This window comes from Yersinia antarctica (assembly GCF_056636475.1).
This window is the reverse complement of record NZ_JBSJQF010000001.1, coordinates 2,244,651-2,260,751: the sequence shown is the minus strand read 5'-3', so window position 1 is coordinate 2,260,751 and position 16,101 is coordinate 2,244,651. Positions and strand designations below refer to the sequence as shown.

The following is a 16,101-nucleotide window of genomic DNA, read 5'->3' as shown; positions in this document are numbered from 1 at the left end:
ACCCAATAAAGCGCTACTACTATTTTATGTTCCCAACCATTCAAACAGGACGGGCATCGCTATGAACATATTTGATCACTATCGCCAGCGCTATGAGGCGGCCAAGGACGAAGAGTTCACACTCCAGGAGTTCCTCACAATCTGCCAGCAAGATCGCAGCGCGTATGCTAATGCGGCTGAGCGTCTGCTGATGGCTATTGGTGAGCCAGTCATGGTCGATACCGCGCTTGAGTCCCGCATGTCTCGACTGTTCTCTAATCGGGTTATCGCTCGCTACCCTGCTTTTGAAGAGTTTTATGGCATGGAGGAAGCCATAGAGCAGATCGTTTCCTATCTCAAACACGCCGCCCAAGGGCTGGAAGAGAAGAAACAGATCCTGTATTTGCTGGGTCCCGTGGGTGGTGGTAAGTCATCATTGGCTGAACGACTGAAAGCCCTGATGCAACGGGTGCCTATCTATATTTTAAGTGCTAACGGTGAACGTAGCCCGGTCAATGACCACCCGTTATGTCTGTTCAATCCGCAGGAAGATGCGGCGATTCTGGCCAAAGAATACAGTATCCCAAGCCGCTATCTCGGTACGATTATGTCGCCATGGGCGGCAAAACGCCTGCACGATTTTGGCGGTGATATTACCAAGTTCAAAGTTATCAAGGTCTGGCCTTCTATCCTTGAACAAATTGCGATAGCGAAAACCGAACCCGGTGATGAAAACAACCAGGATATCTCGGCACTGGTCGGTAAAGTTGATATCCGTAAACTTGAAAATCACGCCCAAAACGATCCCGATGCTTATGGTTATTCCGGTGCTTTATGCCGTGCTAACCAGGGGATCATGGAATTCGTCGAGATGTTCAAAGCCCCAATTAAGGTGCTGCACCCACTACTGACCGCGACACAAGAAGGGAACTATAACGGAACCGAGGGGATATCCGCCCTGCCATTCAGCGGTATAATTCTCGCGCACTCTAACGAATCCGAGTGGGTAACATTCCGTAATAACAAGAATAATGAGGCATTCCTTGACCGTGTTTATATTGTCAAAGTGCCTTATTGCCTGCGGGTATCAGAAGAGATCAAGATTTACGACAAACTGTTAAATCACAGTGAGTTGACCCATGCGCCTTGTGCACCTGGCACGCTGGAAACGCTGGCACGCTTCTCGATTCTCTCAAGGATGAAAGAGCCAGAAAACTCCAGTATTTACTCTAAGATGCGGGTGTATGACGGTGAGAGCCTGAAAGATACCGATCCCAAAGCCAAGTCTTATCAGGAATATCGCGACTACGCTGGGGTTGATGAAGGTATGAACGGCCTTTCTACTCGTTTTGCCTTTAAAATCCTCTCCAGAGTATTTAACTTCGACCACGCTGAGGTGGCTGCTAACCCGGTGCACCTGTTCTACGTACTGGAACAGCAGATCGAACGCGAACAATTCCAACAAGATGTTGCGGAGAAATATCTCGAACACCTGAAAGGCTATTTAATCCCGAAATATGCTGAATTTATTGGTAAAGAGATTCAAACCGCCTATCTGGAGTCTTACTCTGAGTATGGTCAGAATATTTTTGACCGTTATGTTATCTACGCCGATTTCTGGATTCAGGATCAAGAGTACCGTGATCCTGACACCGGGCAACTGTTTGACCGTGAATCACTGAATGCTGAACTGGAGAAAATTGAAAAGCCAGCGGGTATCAGCAACCCGAAAGATTTCCGTAATGAAATCGTCAATTTTGTGTTGCGTGCCAGAGCCAATAACAATGGCCGTAATCCAAACTGGACCAGTTACGAGAAGCTGCGCACGGTTATCGAGAAGAAAATGTTCTCTAACACCGAAGAGTTACTGCCGGTTATCTCCTTTAATGCCAAGACCTCAACGGATGAGCAGAAAAAACATGATGATTTTGTCGATCGGATGATGGAGAAAGGCTATACCCGTAAGCAAGTTCGTTTGCTGTGTGAATGGTATCTGCGGGTGAGAAAATCGTCATAACCCATTTACCGATTCACTACGGAATCGTAGGTATAGACCCAATAGATTTCACGTTGTAGTAAGGCGGCAACTGAACGAAGCCCCAGGAGCTTAGTCTACTAAGTGACTGGGGTGAGTGATGGCAGCCAACACAGCTACCGCGTGAAAGATGCAGGGACAGTGACAAAGTCGTTTGGGGGATATATGGGCTACTTTATTGACAGACGACTTAACGGCAAGAATAAGAGCATGGTCAATCGCCAGCGCTTTTTGCGCCGCTATAAGTCGCAAATTAAACAGTCGATTGCCGATGCCATCAATAAAAGATCAGTTACTGATATTGAGAGCGGCGAGTCAGTTTCGATACCTATTGATGATATCAATGAGCCGATGTTCCATCAGGGCCGTGGTGGGTTACGCCACCGGGTACATCCTGGCAATGACCATTTTGTCACCAATGACCGAGTGGAGCGCCCTCAAGGTGGCGGTGGAGGCGGCGGCAGTGGTCAGGGTAATGCCGGTCAGGACGGTGAAGGCGAGGATGAGTTTGTCTTTCAGATTTCCAAAGATGAATACCTCGACTTACTGTTTGAAGACCTTGCGCTGCCCAATCTGAAGAAAAATCAGTATAAGCAGTTGACCGAATTCAAAACCCATCGTGCGGGTTATACCTCGAATGGCGTGCCCGCCAATATCAGCGTGGTGCGCTCACTGCAAAACTCACTGGCGCGTCGTACCGCCATGACAGCCAGTAAGCGCCGTGAGTTACGCGAATTGGAAGAAACGCTGAACGTACTGGAAAACACGGAACCAGCACAATTGCTGGAAGAAGAACGTGTACGTAAAGCCATTGCTGAATTAAAGCAAAAAATCGCGCGGGTTCCGTTTATCGATACCTTCGATTTACGTTATAAGAACTATGAACGGCGTCCTGAGCCATCCAGCCAGGCGGTGATGTTCTGCCTGATGGATGTGTCAGGTTCGATGGATCAGGCCACCAAGGACATGGCAAAGCGCTTCTACATCCTGCTTTATCTGTTCCTGAGCCGTACCTATAAAAACGTTGATGTCGTGTATATCCGTCACCATACTCAAGCGAAAGAAGTTGATGAGCAAGAATTCTTCTATTCGCAGGAAACCGGCGGAACAATTGTCTCCAGTGCCCTGAAATTGATGGAAGAAGTGGTTCAGGAACGTTACGACCCAACGCAGTGGAATATCTATGCAGCCCAAGCCTCAGACGGCGATAACTGGGCCGATGATTCACCACTGTGTCATGAGTTACTGGCCCAAAAGCTCCTGCCAATGGTGCGTTACTATAGCTACATCGAGATAACCCGGCGCGCACACCAGACTCTGTGGCGGGAATATGAAGACTTACAGGCAAAATTTGACAACTTTGCCATGCAACATATCCGAGAACCTGAAGATATCTACCCGGTATTCCGTGAGTTGTTCCACAAACAAACCGTTGATAATTAATACTAAAATTAGCCGGTCAACTTTTTCCATGACAGGAATGGTTTCCCGGCTTTTTCATGGGCTAAAATTGCCACTACGACCTTATTTTCAGAGTTGAATCGATGAAATGGCATGATGGATTACGACAGCCCGGTGTATTAGCCGCATTAAGTGCTGCGGTGCTGTTTGGTGCTGGAACCCCGCTGGCAAAACAGTTACTCAATACGGTCAGTCCATGGCTACTGGCGGGCCTGCTCTATTTTGGCTCAGGTGCCGGTCTGGCGCTCTATCGTCTGCTCACCCAAGCAACAGCCGTGAGCCTACCTCGCAACGAACGGCGGTGGTTTATTGGTGCCATTACGGCTGGAGGGATTGTTGCCCCGGTTCTGCTGATGATAGGGCTAACGGGTATGCCTGCATCTGGCGCATCATTATTGCTTAATGCCGAAGGGGTATTTACCACCCTACTGGCCTGGTTCGCGTTTAAAGAGAATTTTGACCGTCGCATCGCTCTTGGCATGATAGTGATTGTGGCCGGTGCAGCTATTTTAAGTTGGCCGGGTGAAGCGCGTTTTGCCGGATGGTGGCCAACACTGGCAATTCTGGGTGCTTGCTTTGCCTGGGGGATTGATAACAATCTGACCCGTAAGGTTTCATTGACGGATGCCACCTGGATTGCGTCAGTCAAAGGACTGGTTGCCGGTATCGTCAATCTCGGGCTGGCTTTTGTCCTCGGCGCAACATTGCCACCACTGACAAATCTGGCCGGTGCCCTTCTGGTAGGATTTTTTGCCTATGGCGTGAGTTTGGCACTCTTTGTTATCGGCCTGCGCCATCTTGGCACTGCTCGTACTGGTGCTTATTTCTCTATTGCCCCATTTTTAGGGGCTGTATTGGCCGTTATTATGGGTGACACTGTCACTATACCACTCGTCGTGGCGGGTCTCTTGATGGCTGTAGGGATCGCATTGCATCTCACTGAACAGCATGCCCATCAGCATATCCATGATGAATTGCTGCATGAACATGAACATCACCATGACGCACATCATCAACATGCACATGATTTCCCTGTGACAGTCGGTGTGGCGCATAAGCATCGCCATCAACATCAGCCACTGGCACACTCTCACCCGCATTACCCGGATTCACATCACCGCCACAAGCATTGAGTCGGTATAACTTGCCGCGTTACCCGCGGCTCAGCTATGCAAAGGCCCCATTCCCGAACGAAACGCAACAAACCATCATGCGTTATGCAGCGAGTAGATACTCTAAAAATACCTCATTCGGTGAGCTGTATTCCAGAGATTTGCGCCCCCGAGTGTTGAGGATGTGCTCCAGTCTCGCAATATCTTCATCGCTGACGCCATTAAAATCGGTTCCTTTCGGATAAAACCGCCGTATCAGACCGTTGGTATGCTCATTCAACCCCCGCTCCCAGGAATGATAAGGCCGGGCAAAGTAAACCTTTGCGCCCGTTACCTGAGTGATGTCCTTATGTTTCGCAAACTCGGGTCCGTTATCTGCCGTCAGGGTTTTAAACTCACAGAAAGTATTCGCCACGATGTCCCTGAACGCTTCCACGACGCTCTCAGCGCACTTATTGGGGAGTTTACGGATAATGACCTGCTTTGTGGCTTTGTCCACGACCGTCAGCAGGAATGACTTCTGGTCTTTGCCAAAAATCGTATCGATTTCAACATGCCCGGGAACCTGTTTGAGTTCAGCCTCAGCAGGCCTGTGCTCAATGCCAACCCTGTCCGGGATGGGCGTGCGTCCGGGCTCACCCGTATCATAGCGATAGCGTTTACCCCGGTGAGGGAGCTGAAGGTAAAGCTTACCGCCAGCCTGTCTGTCCGAACGGATATAGCGGTAGAGGGTATTTTTGCTGACGGCGATATCAAACTGGATTTTCAGTCTCCCACAGATAACCTCAGGGGAGGTATGTACAGCCAGCGCCTGCCGGAGAAAGTCTTGTGTCTGCTGGCCCAGAGGGAAACAGGCATTGTGTGCCGAGGTGGCGCCCCGCCGTTGTCTGGCTAAGGCATCAGCGCGTCTGGAGGAGTAAAGTCCGTTGAAAGCGGGGTCCGTATTACGCCTGAGCTCCCGGCTCAGGGTAGAGCGAGAGACATCCGCCCTTGCCGCTGAAATGGATTACACGCTGGCAGTATTAATCATTAATCTGGACCGTTTTAAACAAGTTAATGATTCACTCGGCCTGGCCGCCGGTGATGAATTACTTGCCTTGATTGCCCAACGGTTGCGCAACGACATGCCAAAAAGTGACATTATCGGCCGCTTATCGGGCGACGAGTTTATTATCATTTTAGCCCCCTGCACCATGCAGCAGGCTACCGTGAAAGTTGAGAAAATGCTCAGTCTGCTGTCTCAGCCCTGTCAGATAGCCAACGTCAATATTATTCCTTCGGCCAGTGTCGGGATCAGTTTGTATCCTGAGAATGGTTTAGAAATGGATGCGCTGATGAATCACGCCGACATTGCCATGCATAAAGCCAAGAATATGGGACATGGTCATTTCAATTTCTTCAGTGCAGAGATGAATAATCTCAATCAACAGCGCCAGGATATGGAAGATGCTCTGCGTCATGCATTTCATATCGGGTCTCTTGAGTTATTTTATCAACCACAAGTGATGTTAAAAGATGGGCACCTATATGGTGTGGAAGCCCTTAGTCGCTGGGTTCACCCCATACTGGGGAACATTCCTCCACAGCGTTTTATTCCTATTGCTGAAGAGTGCGGGCTGATCAACGAACTGGCTCTGTGGGCGATTGAGACGGCTTGTCAACAGTTGGCGGACTGGCGTTTACGGAGTATTGATGTGCCCTCGGTTTCAGTGAACTTATCGCCGACCAATTTCCATAATCCAGGCTTGCCGGACATGATTTTACATATCTTGCAGCATTACCACTTGCCGCCGCAGGATCTCACGCTGGAAATCACCGAAGACATATTAATTGCAAATAATCCGGCGATTTTTGCCACTATAGAAAAAATTCATCGACTGGGCGTGCGTTTATCAATGGATGACTTTGGTACCGGCTATTCCAGTCTGAGTTATCTGCGCCATTTGGATCTTGATGAAATCAAACTGGATAAAAGTTTTGTCCATGATCTTGAGCATGACGAAACCAGCCGAACGTTAAGTGAGGCGGTGATCCGTATTGGTGAAAGTTTGCAACTATCAGTGATTGTCGAAGGGGTAGAAAACGAGGCGCAACGTACATTATTGAGCCGCCAAGGTTATCAAATAGGCCAAGGTTTTCTTTTTTCCGAGGCATTACCTGCCGTGAAACTAGAACAGTGGTTAGAGCATCGCACGACTAGTAGCAGTAGCTAATCAATAACAAGAGATTAATTATTAGTTGTAGTACCCTATTAGTCGATTTAGAACACCAATAGGTGACATTGTCACTATCGTTTGGTTGGCTATGGCTAACCTTTTCATTCGTCGATAAATTCTTTATTCTTGTCGCCTTTGCAATCTGGATGTTGTTTTTTTGTTATGCAAAAATTTCTTTTTCTGCTGTTAAGCCTGATTCTGCTCGGCCCATTGGGCATCGACCTCTACTTACCCACGATTCCCGCGATAGCCAAGGGGCTAAACAGTAGCGAGTCGCTGATTCAATCCACTATTGCCTTGTTTATTCTGGTACTGGGTATTGGTCAGCTGATTGCTGGGCCATTAGTCGATAAGTATGGGCGTAAACCCATAGCCATCATCGGTATTATTCTCTACATGCTGGGGGCCGCGATGGCTGCACTGGCAGTCAGCCCGCTGATGTTTGTCAGTTCTCGCCTGTTACAAGGTGTCGCTGTTTGCTGTACTGCGGTGGTGGCATTCAGTGGGGTGCGTGACCGCCTCAACGGTAATGAGGCCGCGCGCGCTTTTGGTTTCCTTAATGGGACGTTAAATATCGTACCCGCATTGGCCCCCTTGCTCGGTGGTTTATTGGCGGAAGCCTTTGGCTGGCGCGCCCCATTCTGGTTCCTGGCGTTATATGGCTTGCTGGTATTAATTCTGATAATTATCTTCCTGCCAGAAACACGGCCAGCGGGTACCCAAGCCGTTAAGGGCTTGCCGATAAAGAACTATCTGCGCATCTTACGTGATGACCGTTTTCTGATTTTCGCACTGGTGAACGCGGGCGCTATGGGCATGGCCTTAACTTATGTCTCGCTGGCACCCAACGTATTGATGGTGGGCGCAGGACTCAGTCCATTACAGTTCTCACTGGTGTTCGGTGCCAATGGCTTTTGGATCATGGCGGTCAGTTTTATTGCTAACCGTATTATCCAAAAAATCGGCCGCCCTACCTGCCTGATGACCGGCAGCCTGTTGATGGCGCTGGGGTGTCTAGGGTTATTATTTGGTCTGACGCAACTGTCGGCAGAAATACAGCAACACTGGCTGGTGTATATGTTACCCGTTGCCAGTGCCTGTGCCGGTTTAGCCTTTATGATGGGGCCAGCCACCAGTTATGCATTGGAGCCCTATGCCAATGAAGCCGGTGTCGCCTCCGCGCTGGTGGGTTTTGTGCAAATGGCCGGGGGAGCTGGATTAGGCTTGCTGGCAATGTCCTTACCAATTGAGCCTAAATTATCACTCGCCATCGTAATGCTGGCAGGGTGTCTACTGGCTTGGCAGGCACGCCGTGCCAGTAAGCATGTCCGTGGTAACTTGCAGAAAATAAACTAAAAACAACCTAAGTGCGCTCGGTGATGACGCTAACGCGACTCGCCAGTGCACACATCAACTCATACCCCACGGTGCCTGCCGCCGCCGCCACATCATCGATAGGAAGATTATCCCCCCAGATCTCAACTTTACTCCCCATTTGCGCCTGCGGACAGGGTGTCAAATCTACGGTTAGCATATCCATTGAAATCGACCCCACCGTATGAGTCAGTATGCCATCCACCCTGATGGGCGTGCCGCTGGGAGCCAGCCGTGGATAACCATCAGCATAACCGCAGGCGACGACACCGATGCGCTGTGTGCCTGTGGCACTGTAGCGGCTGCCATAGCCAACACTGTGCCCTGCTGAGAGCGTCTGTATGGCGATAATTTCGCTGTGCAGCTCCATTACCGGGCGCAATCCAATGCCAGCGATATCGCTTACATCACCACTGGGTGACGCGCCATAGAGGATAATACCTGGCCGCACCCAATCAAAGTGGGTTTCAGGATTGCGCAATATTGCCGCCGAGTTGGCAAAGCTGCGCGCAGCCACCAGATGCCCACTGGCCTGCTGAATCTGCGTGAATTGCTCGCTGGCACCAATATGGTTATCTGCATTGGCAAAGTGGCTCATTAGCGTCACCTTGCCGATGTTATTTATACTGTTAGCCCATTGCCAGATGGCCTCTGCCTGCCCGATGGGAAAACCTAAGCGATTCATGCCGCTATTAAGTTTTAAATAAATATCGAGTGGTGTGCTCAGCCGCGCCGCTTTGATGGCGTCAAGCTGCCAGTCACTGTGTACCACGGTGGTTAACCGGTAGTGGTCGATCAGGACTATATCTTGCGCACGAAAGAACCCCTCAAGCAGCAAAATTGGCCCTTGCCAGCCCTGTTCACGCAACATTATCGCTTCATTTAAATCCAATAACGCAAAACCATCGGTTGCATCCAGCCCTTGCCAAATGCGGGCCAGACCATGGCCGTAGGCATTGGCTTTTACCACTGACCAAATTTTAGCGGCCCCGGCAAGACGGCGAACAATACTGAGGTTATGGCGTAAGGCAGATAAATGAAGCGTAGCGGATATCGGGCGAGGCATGCTTTTTCCTTCTTGGGCGGTATTCAATTATTTACAGCCCGCCAGTGGGCTGTAATGATCAATCGGCGCCTTTTAGCGCACAGGGTGAATGTCGTGTAAAGGCGTGATATTCAGTGGCCGAAAGCCCGCGCTATAACGCGCGACAGATAAATCATCCGCCAGAATCGCTGGGCGACGTCCATACATAATATCAGCCAATAATTGACCCGACCCACAGGCCATGGTCCAGCCCAAGGTGCCATGGCCGGTATTCAGATAGAGATTCTTAAGCGAGGTTCGCCCGACAATGGGCGTACCATCAGGTGTCATCGGGCGCAGCCCGGTCCAGAACGTGGCCTGACTGATATTGCCCCCATGAGGGTACAAATCACCCACCACCATTTCCAGCGTCTCACGACGTGCTGGTGCCAATTGAGTATTAAATCCAACGATTTCCGCCATCCCCCCAACCCGAATCCTGTCATCAAAGCGCGTAATGGCAATCTTGTAGGTCTCATCCAGCACGGTGGAGAAAGGTGCCGAGGCCGGATCTGTAATAGGAATAGTGAGTGAATAACCTTTTAGTGGATAAACAGGAATCGAGACCAGCCCGGCTAACAGCTCCGTAGAGTAAGCGCCGAAGGCCACTACATAGGCATCAGCGTTAATAATATCGTCGCCACACAGCACACCGGCGATTTGGTCACCGTCCACCAGCAATTTATCCACCGAGCGATTGAACACAAACTTAACCCCAGCCCGCTCGGCCATTTGGGCTAAGCGTTCAGTAAACAGTTTGCAGTCGCCGGTTTCATCATTAGGTAAACGTAAACCACCGGTCAGTTTATGTGCTACTTTCGCCAATGCCGGTTCCACTGTTGCCAGTTGATCAGCCGTTAGCAGTGAATATGGCACCCCCGCATCATCTAACACCGCAATATCCTTGGCGGCGTTATCAAATTGCTGTTCGGTACGGAACAGTTGCAGTGTTCCCCCCTGACGGCCTTCATACTGAATACCGGTGTCTTCACGCAGCTCTTTTAAACAGTCGCGACTGTATTCTGCCAGACGCACCATACGGCTTTTGTTGAGCATGTAGTGGGAAGTGTCGCAGTTTCTCAGCATCTGCCACATCCAGCGTAGCTGGAAGCTGCTGCCGTCAAGGTGGATTGCCAACGGCGCATGGCGTTGGAACATCCATTTAATGGCTTTCAGAGGAACCCCAGGCGCAGCCCAAGGTGCCGCATATCCCGGCGATATCTGACCTGCGTTACCGGCACTGGTTTCCTGCGCGGGCCCCTGCTGACGGTCAATCACCGTAACATCATGCCCGTCTTTGGCTAAGTACCAGGCACTGGCTACCCCCACCACACCGCTTCCTAAAATGACAATGCGCATACCTTCCTCCCCCCAAACAACACCTAAAGCATAATATTCTGTTGACAGAAAATTAACTCAGCAGAAAAATCTAGCCAACATATTAATGCCAGGTCGTGACTTAATTCACAATTAATTTACAATGCAATTACTTTTCAGTTCAATAGCGTTAGGAAAATAGCGATAAGATGCTATTTTTGCCCAATTAAACGTCTAAAAGGAGAGAAAGCGCCATAATACCCACAATTAGCAGCATGAATAATTGGCATGTTGCACAAGACTCTTTTACTAGTTTTATATTCCATGAATAAGTCAATAAATCAGAATAATAATCTATAAAATCCAATTAATCGTACAGACTGATACGACAGCAATGATTCTGGCACGAACCGGCAGTCAACCTACCTGTTGTTTGAAAGATGGCGGATATTCATTGACATAAGGTCTTGCCATGCCTCAACTTGTTAATCTTGAGCTAGGATTATTGAAGTGACCAGTATTTTGCAGGGTTATAAAACCGTGAGGATGCGCTATGACAACTTCAACACCGAAACAAACCGCGCAAGATAAGCGCCTGACTGACGGCCCAGACTGGACATTTGAATTGTTGCAGGTCTATCTGGACCAAATAGACCGGGTGGCAAAACATTACCGGCTAGATACTTACCCCCACCAGATAGAGGTTATTACCTCCGAACAGATGATGGATGCCTATTCAAGTATCGGTATGCCTATCAACTATACCCATTGGTCTTTTGGTAAGAAATTTATCGAAACAGAGCAAAAATATAAGCACGGTCAGCAAGGATTAGCGTACGAGATTGTGATTAACTCCAATCCTTGCATCGCTTATTTAATGGAAGAAAATACCATTACCATGCAAGCCTTAGTCATGGCTCACGCCTGCTATGGACATAACTCTTTCTTTAAGAATAATTACTTATTTCGAGCTTGGACCGATGCCAGTTCGATAGTGGATTATTTGTTGTTTGCTCGTCATTACATCAGTGAATGCGAGGAACGTTATGGGGTGGAAGAAGTAGAGCGGCTACTCGACTCCTGTCATGCCCTGATGAATTATGGGGTGGACCGCTATAAACGTCCGCAAAAGATCTCTTTAGTGGAGGAAACCGCCCGGCAGAAAAGCCGCGAGGAGTATCTGCAAAGTCAGGTCAACTCGTTGTGGAAAACCCTACCGCGCAAGGCTCGAGGGGAAGTCCAAGCCCAGGCTCAACGCTATCCCAGTGAACCGCAGGAGAACCTGCTCTATTTCATGGAGAAAAATGCTCCGCTGCTGGAGTCATGGCAACGCGAAGTGCTGCGAATAGTCCGCAAAGTCAGCCAATATTTTTATCCACAAAAACAGACACAAGTGATGAATGAAGGTTGGGCCACCTTCTGGCATTACACCATTCTTAACCATCTGTACGATGAGGGTAAGGTCACTGACCGCTTTATGATGGAGTTCTTGCACAGCCACACCAACGTTGTGTATCAACCGCCGTATAACAGCCCTTATTACAACGGTATTAACCCGTATGCCCTTGGCTTTGCCATGTTCCAAGATATCAAGCGTATTTGCCAATCACCGACGGAGGAGGACTATTATTGGTTCCCGGATATCGCCGGTAAAGATTGGTTGGATACGTTGCATTTTGCCATGCGCGACTTTAAGGATGAAAGCTTCATCAGCCAGTTCTTATCACCGAAAGTAATGCGTGACTTCCGGCTATTCACCGTGCTGGATGATGATAAGCATAACTATCTGGAGATTTCAGCCATTCATAATGAAGAAGGTTATCGGGCTATACGTAATGAATTGTCTGCTCAATATAACTTGAGTAATCACGAACCAAACATTCAGGTATGGAACGTTGATCTGCGCGGAGACCGCTCCCTGACCCTGCGCTATATTCCTCATGATCGGGCACCACTGGATAAGAGCCGTCAGCAAGTGATGAAACATATTCACCGGCTATGGGGGTTTGATATTCATATGGAACAACTGAATGACGATGGCTCGATTGAGCTACTCGACAGCGTGCCGCCAAGAGCCAATAAGCTCTAGCACAGGGCAGACGAGGTGGATAACCGCGCGAGCTATTGCGCTACATCTTGCCATGAAAAAGGGGCATTTAATGCCCCTTTTGCGTTGCAATTTTACGCGATATTCGCCTAACGGCGTGCTTCGGCCAAATCACTTGGCATCGTGCCCTGCATGCTGTGCCAAATAGCACCACTCTCTTTACCGTATGCTCTCAGGCACTCTGACACCTGATCATGGGCTTTTTCATCACACAGCGTTGACAGTTTGCTGTAGAAAGTCAGTGCCAGCTTACGGGCTTCAGGATTCGAGAAATAGTAACGCCCAACCCGGGTATAAAGCCCTTTCATGCCATTTAGGATCAACCCATAAATAGGGTTACCCGAAGCAAAAGCCAAACCACGGAAAATACCGTAATCCAGTGCGGTGAAAGCCTCGGCGTGATCATCAACTGTTTGAGCTTGTGCCAGGATTTCCTGTGCTTTCTCTGGATGATTACGGATTGCCGTGCGAACGAAGATGGTAGCGATATTTGTTCTGACTGCCAGTAAGTTGTCTATCAATTGTGGCACGCTGTCGTGGTCAAGTCGCGCCAGTGTTTCCAGAATATTAAGACCAGACGTTTCCCAAAAATTGTTTACTTTCGTCGGTTTACCATGCTGAATAGTGAGCCAGCCATCGCGGGCTAAGCGTTGTAACACTTCACGCAATGTAGTGCGAGTCACTCCAATCAGCTCTGAAAGTTCACGCTCCGCGGGCAAAATAGTGCCTGGAGGGAAGCGATTATTCCAAATACTTTCAATAATATACTCTTCCGCGAAACCGGCAGGACTTTGCGCCTTTATAACCATATTTTTGACGTTCCGTAGCGATACATATCAGCAATTTAGTGCGCTCATCATACCAGACGACGCTATCGTGACATAGCATCAGGACCGAACAAATGGTGAAAGTAGTCATAAAGTTGCAAAAATTGCGCAGATGGAATGATGTACAGATTATACGTATTGCTTTTAGAGCAATGACGTAAGGTAAAATGTAACTTTAGGCAGTAATTGCACCATAATAATTTTAATAAGGAGACTGTAACTCACAATGGATATGACCATTAGACAAGCTGTACTCAAGAATTTTCTGGGGAATTCACCTGATTGGTACAAGCTGGCAATTATCGGGTTTCTCATTATTAACCCACTGGTATTCTTTTTTGTCAGCCCATTTATTGCTGGCTGGATGTTGGTGGTCGAATTTATCTTTACACTGGCTATGGCGCTAAAATGTTACCCACTGCAACCGGGGGGTTTATTGGCCATTCAAGCCGTTGCCATCGGTATGACCAGCCCACATCAGGTGGCAGAAGAAATTGCTAATAATCTGGAAGTGCTGCTGTTGTTGGTGTTTATGGTGGCAGGTATCTATTTCATGAAGCAGTTATTACTGTTTGTATTTACCAAACTGCTGCTGAACATTCGCTCAAAAATCGTTCTTTCATTAGCCTTCTGTGTCGCCTCTGCCTTCCTTTCGGCATTCCTTGATGCCTTAACTGTAATCGCCGTGGTTATCAGTGTTTCTGTTGGTTTTTATACTATCTATCATCATGTTGCATCAAACCATACCGATAAAGATATCACCGACGACAGTTGGATCGATAATCAGGAAAACCGTAAAACGTTGGAGCAATTCCGCGCTTTCTTGCGTAGCCTGATGATGCATGCGGGTGTGGGTACTGCGCTGGGTGGCGTAATGACCATGGTTGGCGAGCCGCAGAACCTGATTATCGCTAAGAGTGCCGGTTGGAACTTTACCGACTTCTTTATTCGCATGCTGCCCGTGACGTTACCCGTCCTGTGTTGCGGATTATTGGTTTGTCTGCTGGTAGAACGTTTTAAACTGTTTGGTTATGGTGCACAGCTTCCCGAGCGCGTTCGTCAGGTTTTGACTGACTATGATCAACAAGCCAGTACGAAACGGAGCAAGCAAGAGAAAGTGAAGCTTCTGATTCAGGCCTTGATCGGTGTTTGGTTGGTGCTCGCATTGGCCCTGCATTTAGCCGAGGTAGGCTTGGTCGGATTATCGGTGATTATACTCGCCACCTCCCTCTGCGGAATTACCAATGAACATGCACTGGGTAAGGCATTTCAGGAGGCATTGCCTTTTACTGCCCTACTCACGGTGTTTTTTGCCGTGGTTGCCGTCATTATTGAGCAGAGCCTCTTCTCACCGATTATTCAGTTTGTTTTACAATCTTCACCATCAGCACAGTTATCACTGTTTTATCTGTTTAATGGCTTACTCTCTTCGGTATCCGACAATGTATTTGTCGGTACGGTTTATATCAATGAGGCGCGCACTGCATTTGAGCACGGTATTATTTCGCTTCAGCAATTTGAGTTATTGGCTGTTGCCATCAATACCGGGACCAACCTCCCCTCAGTTGCCACACCGAACGGCCAAGCCGCTTTTCTGTTCCTGCTAACCTCCGCGCTGGCCCCTTTAATTCGTCTTTCTTATGGGCGCATGGTGTATATGGCACTCCCCTATACTATTGTGATGACCCTCGTCGGTCTGTTAGGCGTGGAGTACTTATTAGTGCCAATAACCGAATGGATGATGCAAAGTGGCTGGATAAGTTTGCCTCATCTGGCAGCCGGAGCTAGCATCACACATTGATCGCTTGCATTATAGTATCTGCCAGCCCTACACTTTTGGTCGCCGCGGGGGCTGTTATTAGCTTCGAGGGATTATGGGCTGGCAAAACAAACCAAATATCTCACCCAAAGTAAAATTCAGGCTTGTGATAACTTGTCACGCGCGAGAAAGAGCTGATTTTTGCCTAATTTTACCTTTGGGTGGCTGGCAGCAAAGATGAATTGGTTTACACTGCCGGTACAATTGCTTACTGCATGGAAAATAAAGATATGTTGCAATTCCTTAACCGCTGCTCTAAAGGGCGCGGTGCTTGGCTTTTAATGGCCCTGACTGCACTTGCACTAGAATTGGTCGCACTCTATTTTCAACACGTGATGTTGTTACAGCCTTGTGTAATGTGTATTTACGAACGTGCTGCGTTATTCGGTATTCTCGGTGCGTCGTTGTTGGGTGCCATTGCACCTAAATCGCCCTTGCGCTACCTGGCAATCTTTATCTGGATCTACAGCGCATGGCGCGGTGTTCAGCTAGCCTGGGTACACACTATGCTGCAACTCCATCCTTCACCGTTCACGACCTGTGATTTCTTTGTCAGCTTCCCGTCATGGCTGCCACTAGACAAATGGCTGCCCGCTATTTTTGTTGCCAGTGGTGATTGCTCGGTAAAACAATGGGCATTTATGTCATTAGAAATGCCGCAATGGTTGGTCGGTATCTTTGCTGCATACTTATTGATTGGCGTATTGGTGCTGATCAGCCAATTCGTTAAACCGAAAAGACGTGACCTGTTTAGTCGATAATTTCAAACA

At 48.6% G+C, this 16,101-nt stretch carries 11 protein-coding genes and 1 pseudogene; 8 read left to right on the top strand and 4 right to left on the bottom strand.

The features are described from left to right. Positions 1-61: 61 nt before the first annotated feature. From yeaG to ACWJJO_RS10400, 3 genes are all read left to right on the top strand, one after another. The gene (gene yeaG / locus ACWJJO_RS10410; RefSeq protein WP_083158970.1) at positions 62-1,996 is read left to right on the top strand and encodes a protein kinase YeaG; all 1,935 of its coding nucleotides are present in this window, start codon (positions 62-64) and stop codon (positions 1,994-1,996) included. Between the two features lie 183 nt (positions 1,997-2,179). Beyond that, positions 2,180-3,457, top strand: coding sequence for a YeaH/YhbH family protein (locus ACWJJO_RS10405; RefSeq protein ID WP_083163664.1), 1,278 nt, complete (start codon positions 2,180-2,182; stop codon positions 3,455-3,457). 101 nt (positions 3,458-3,558) lie between these two features. After that, positions 3,559-4,608, top strand: coding sequence for a DMT family transporter (locus ACWJJO_RS10400; protein ID WP_481091000.1), 1,050 nt, complete (start codon positions 3,559-3,561; stop codon positions 4,606-4,608). 82 nt (positions 4,609-4,690) lie between these two features. Here ACWJJO_RS10400 and ACWJJO_RS10395 read toward each other — a convergent pair whose 3' ends face one another. Further along, positions 4,691-5,554 (bottom strand): IS30 family transposase, encoded by an 864-nt coding sequence (locus tag ACWJJO_RS10395; protein WP_481091579.1) that lies wholly within the window; start codon positions 5,552-5,554, stop codon positions 4,691-4,693. 7 nt (positions 5,555-5,561) lie between these two features. Between ACWJJO_RS10395 and ACWJJO_RS10390 the strand changes: the two are divergent. Further along, positions 5,562-6,800, top strand: a pseudogene (locus tag ACWJJO_RS10390) (putative bifunctional diguanylate cyclase/phosphodiesterase); the annotation flags it as partial. A gap of 165 nt (positions 6,801-6,965) precedes the next feature. After that, positions 6,966-8,159, top strand: a complete 1,194-nt coding sequence (locus tag ACWJJO_RS10385) for a Bcr/CflA family efflux MFS transporter (protein WP_083158975.1) — start codon at positions 6,966-6,968, stop codon at positions 8,157-8,159. A 7-nt stretch (positions 8,160-8,166) separates the two neighbouring features. Here ACWJJO_RS10385 and dadX read toward each other — a convergent pair whose 3' ends face one another. Both dadX and ACWJJO_RS10375 read right to left on the bottom strand, forming a co-directional pair. Next, positions 8,167-9,243, bottom strand: coding sequence for a catabolic alanine racemase DadX (gene dadX / locus ACWJJO_RS10380; RefSeq protein ID WP_372569135.1), 1,077 nt, complete (start codon positions 9,241-9,243; stop codon positions 8,167-8,169). A gap of 72 nt (positions 9,244-9,315) precedes the next feature. After that, positions 9,316-10,620 carry a D-amino acid dehydrogenase gene (locus ACWJJO_RS10375; RefSeq protein ID WP_083158977.1) on the bottom strand — a complete coding sequence of 435 codons (1,305 nt, stop codon included), beginning with the start codon at positions 10,618-10,620 and terminating at the stop codon, positions 9,316-9,318. Positions 10,621-11,131: 511 nt separating this feature from the next. Here ACWJJO_RS10375 and ACWJJO_RS10370 point away from each other — a divergent pair. Then, positions 11,132-12,667, top strand: a complete 1,536-nt coding sequence (locus tag ACWJJO_RS10370; protein WP_481090999.1) for a SpoVR family protein — start codon at positions 11,132-11,134, stop codon at positions 12,665-12,667. 107 nt (positions 12,668-12,774) lie between these two features. Here ACWJJO_RS10370 and fadR read toward each other — a convergent pair whose 3' ends face one another. Continuing rightward, positions 12,775-13,494: a fatty acid metabolism transcriptional regulator FadR gene (gene fadR / locus ACWJJO_RS10365; RefSeq protein WP_083158979.1), complete on the bottom strand. Its 720-nt coding sequence runs from the start codon at positions 13,492-13,494 to the stop codon at positions 12,775-12,777. Between the two features lie 244 nt (positions 13,495-13,738). On the opposite strand from fadR, the gene nhaB reads away from it, so the two are divergent. Beyond that, positions 13,739-15,313 (top strand): sodium/proton antiporter NhaB, encoded by a 1,575-nt coding sequence (nhaB, locus tag ACWJJO_RS10360; RefSeq protein ID WP_481090998.1) that lies wholly within the window; start codon positions 13,739-13,741, stop codon positions 15,311-15,313. Between the two features lie 248 nt (positions 15,314-15,561). After that, the gene (gene dsbB, locus ACWJJO_RS10355) at positions 15,562-16,092 is read left to right on the top strand and encodes a disulfide bond formation protein DsbB (protein WP_032907594.1); all 531 of its coding nucleotides are present in this window, start codon (positions 15,562-15,564) and stop codon (positions 16,090-16,092) included. Positions 16,093-16,101 lie beyond the last annotated feature (9 nt).

What these genes read in the sequence shown, in the direction of transcription:
- dadX (WP_372569135.1), bottom strand. Translation starts at nt 9,243, where the DNA reads ATGCCTCGCCCGATATCCGCTACGCTTCATTTATCTGCCTTACGCCAT.
- nhaB (WP_481090998.1), top strand. Translation starts at nt 13,739, where the DNA reads ATGGATATGACCATTAGACAAGCTGTACTCAAGAATTTTCTGGGGAAT.
- ACWJJO_RS10400 (WP_481091000.1), top strand. Translation starts at nt 3,559, where the DNA reads ATGAAATGGCATGATGGATTACGACAGCCCGGTGTATTAGCCGCATTA.
- ACWJJO_RS10385 (WP_083158975.1), top strand. Translation starts at nt 6,966, where the DNA reads ATGCAAAAATTTCTTTTTCTGCTGTTAAGCCTGATTCTGCTCGGCCCA.
- dsbB (WP_032907594.1), top strand. Translation starts at nt 15,562, where the DNA reads ATGTTGCAATTCCTTAACCGCTGCTCTAAAGGGCGCGGTGCTTGGCTT.
- ACWJJO_RS10370 (WP_481090999.1), top strand. Translation starts at nt 11,132, where the DNA reads ATGACAACTTCAACACCGAAACAAACCGCGCAAGATAAGCGCCTGACT.
- yeaG (WP_083158970.1), top strand. Translation starts at nt 62, where the DNA reads ATGAACATATTTGATCACTATCGCCAGCGCTATGAGGCGGCCAAGGAC.
- ACWJJO_RS10405 (WP_083163664.1), top strand. Translation starts at nt 2,180, where the DNA reads ATGGGCTACTTTATTGACAGACGACTTAACGGCAAGAATAAGAGCATG.
- ACWJJO_RS10375 (WP_083158977.1), bottom strand. Translation starts at nt 10,620, where the DNA reads ATGCGCATTGTCATTTTAGGAAGCGGTGTGGTGGGGGTAGCCAGTGCC.
- fadR (WP_083158979.1), bottom strand. Translation starts at nt 13,494, where the DNA reads ATGGTTATAAAGGCGCAAAGTCCTGCCGGTTTCGCGGAAGAGTATATT.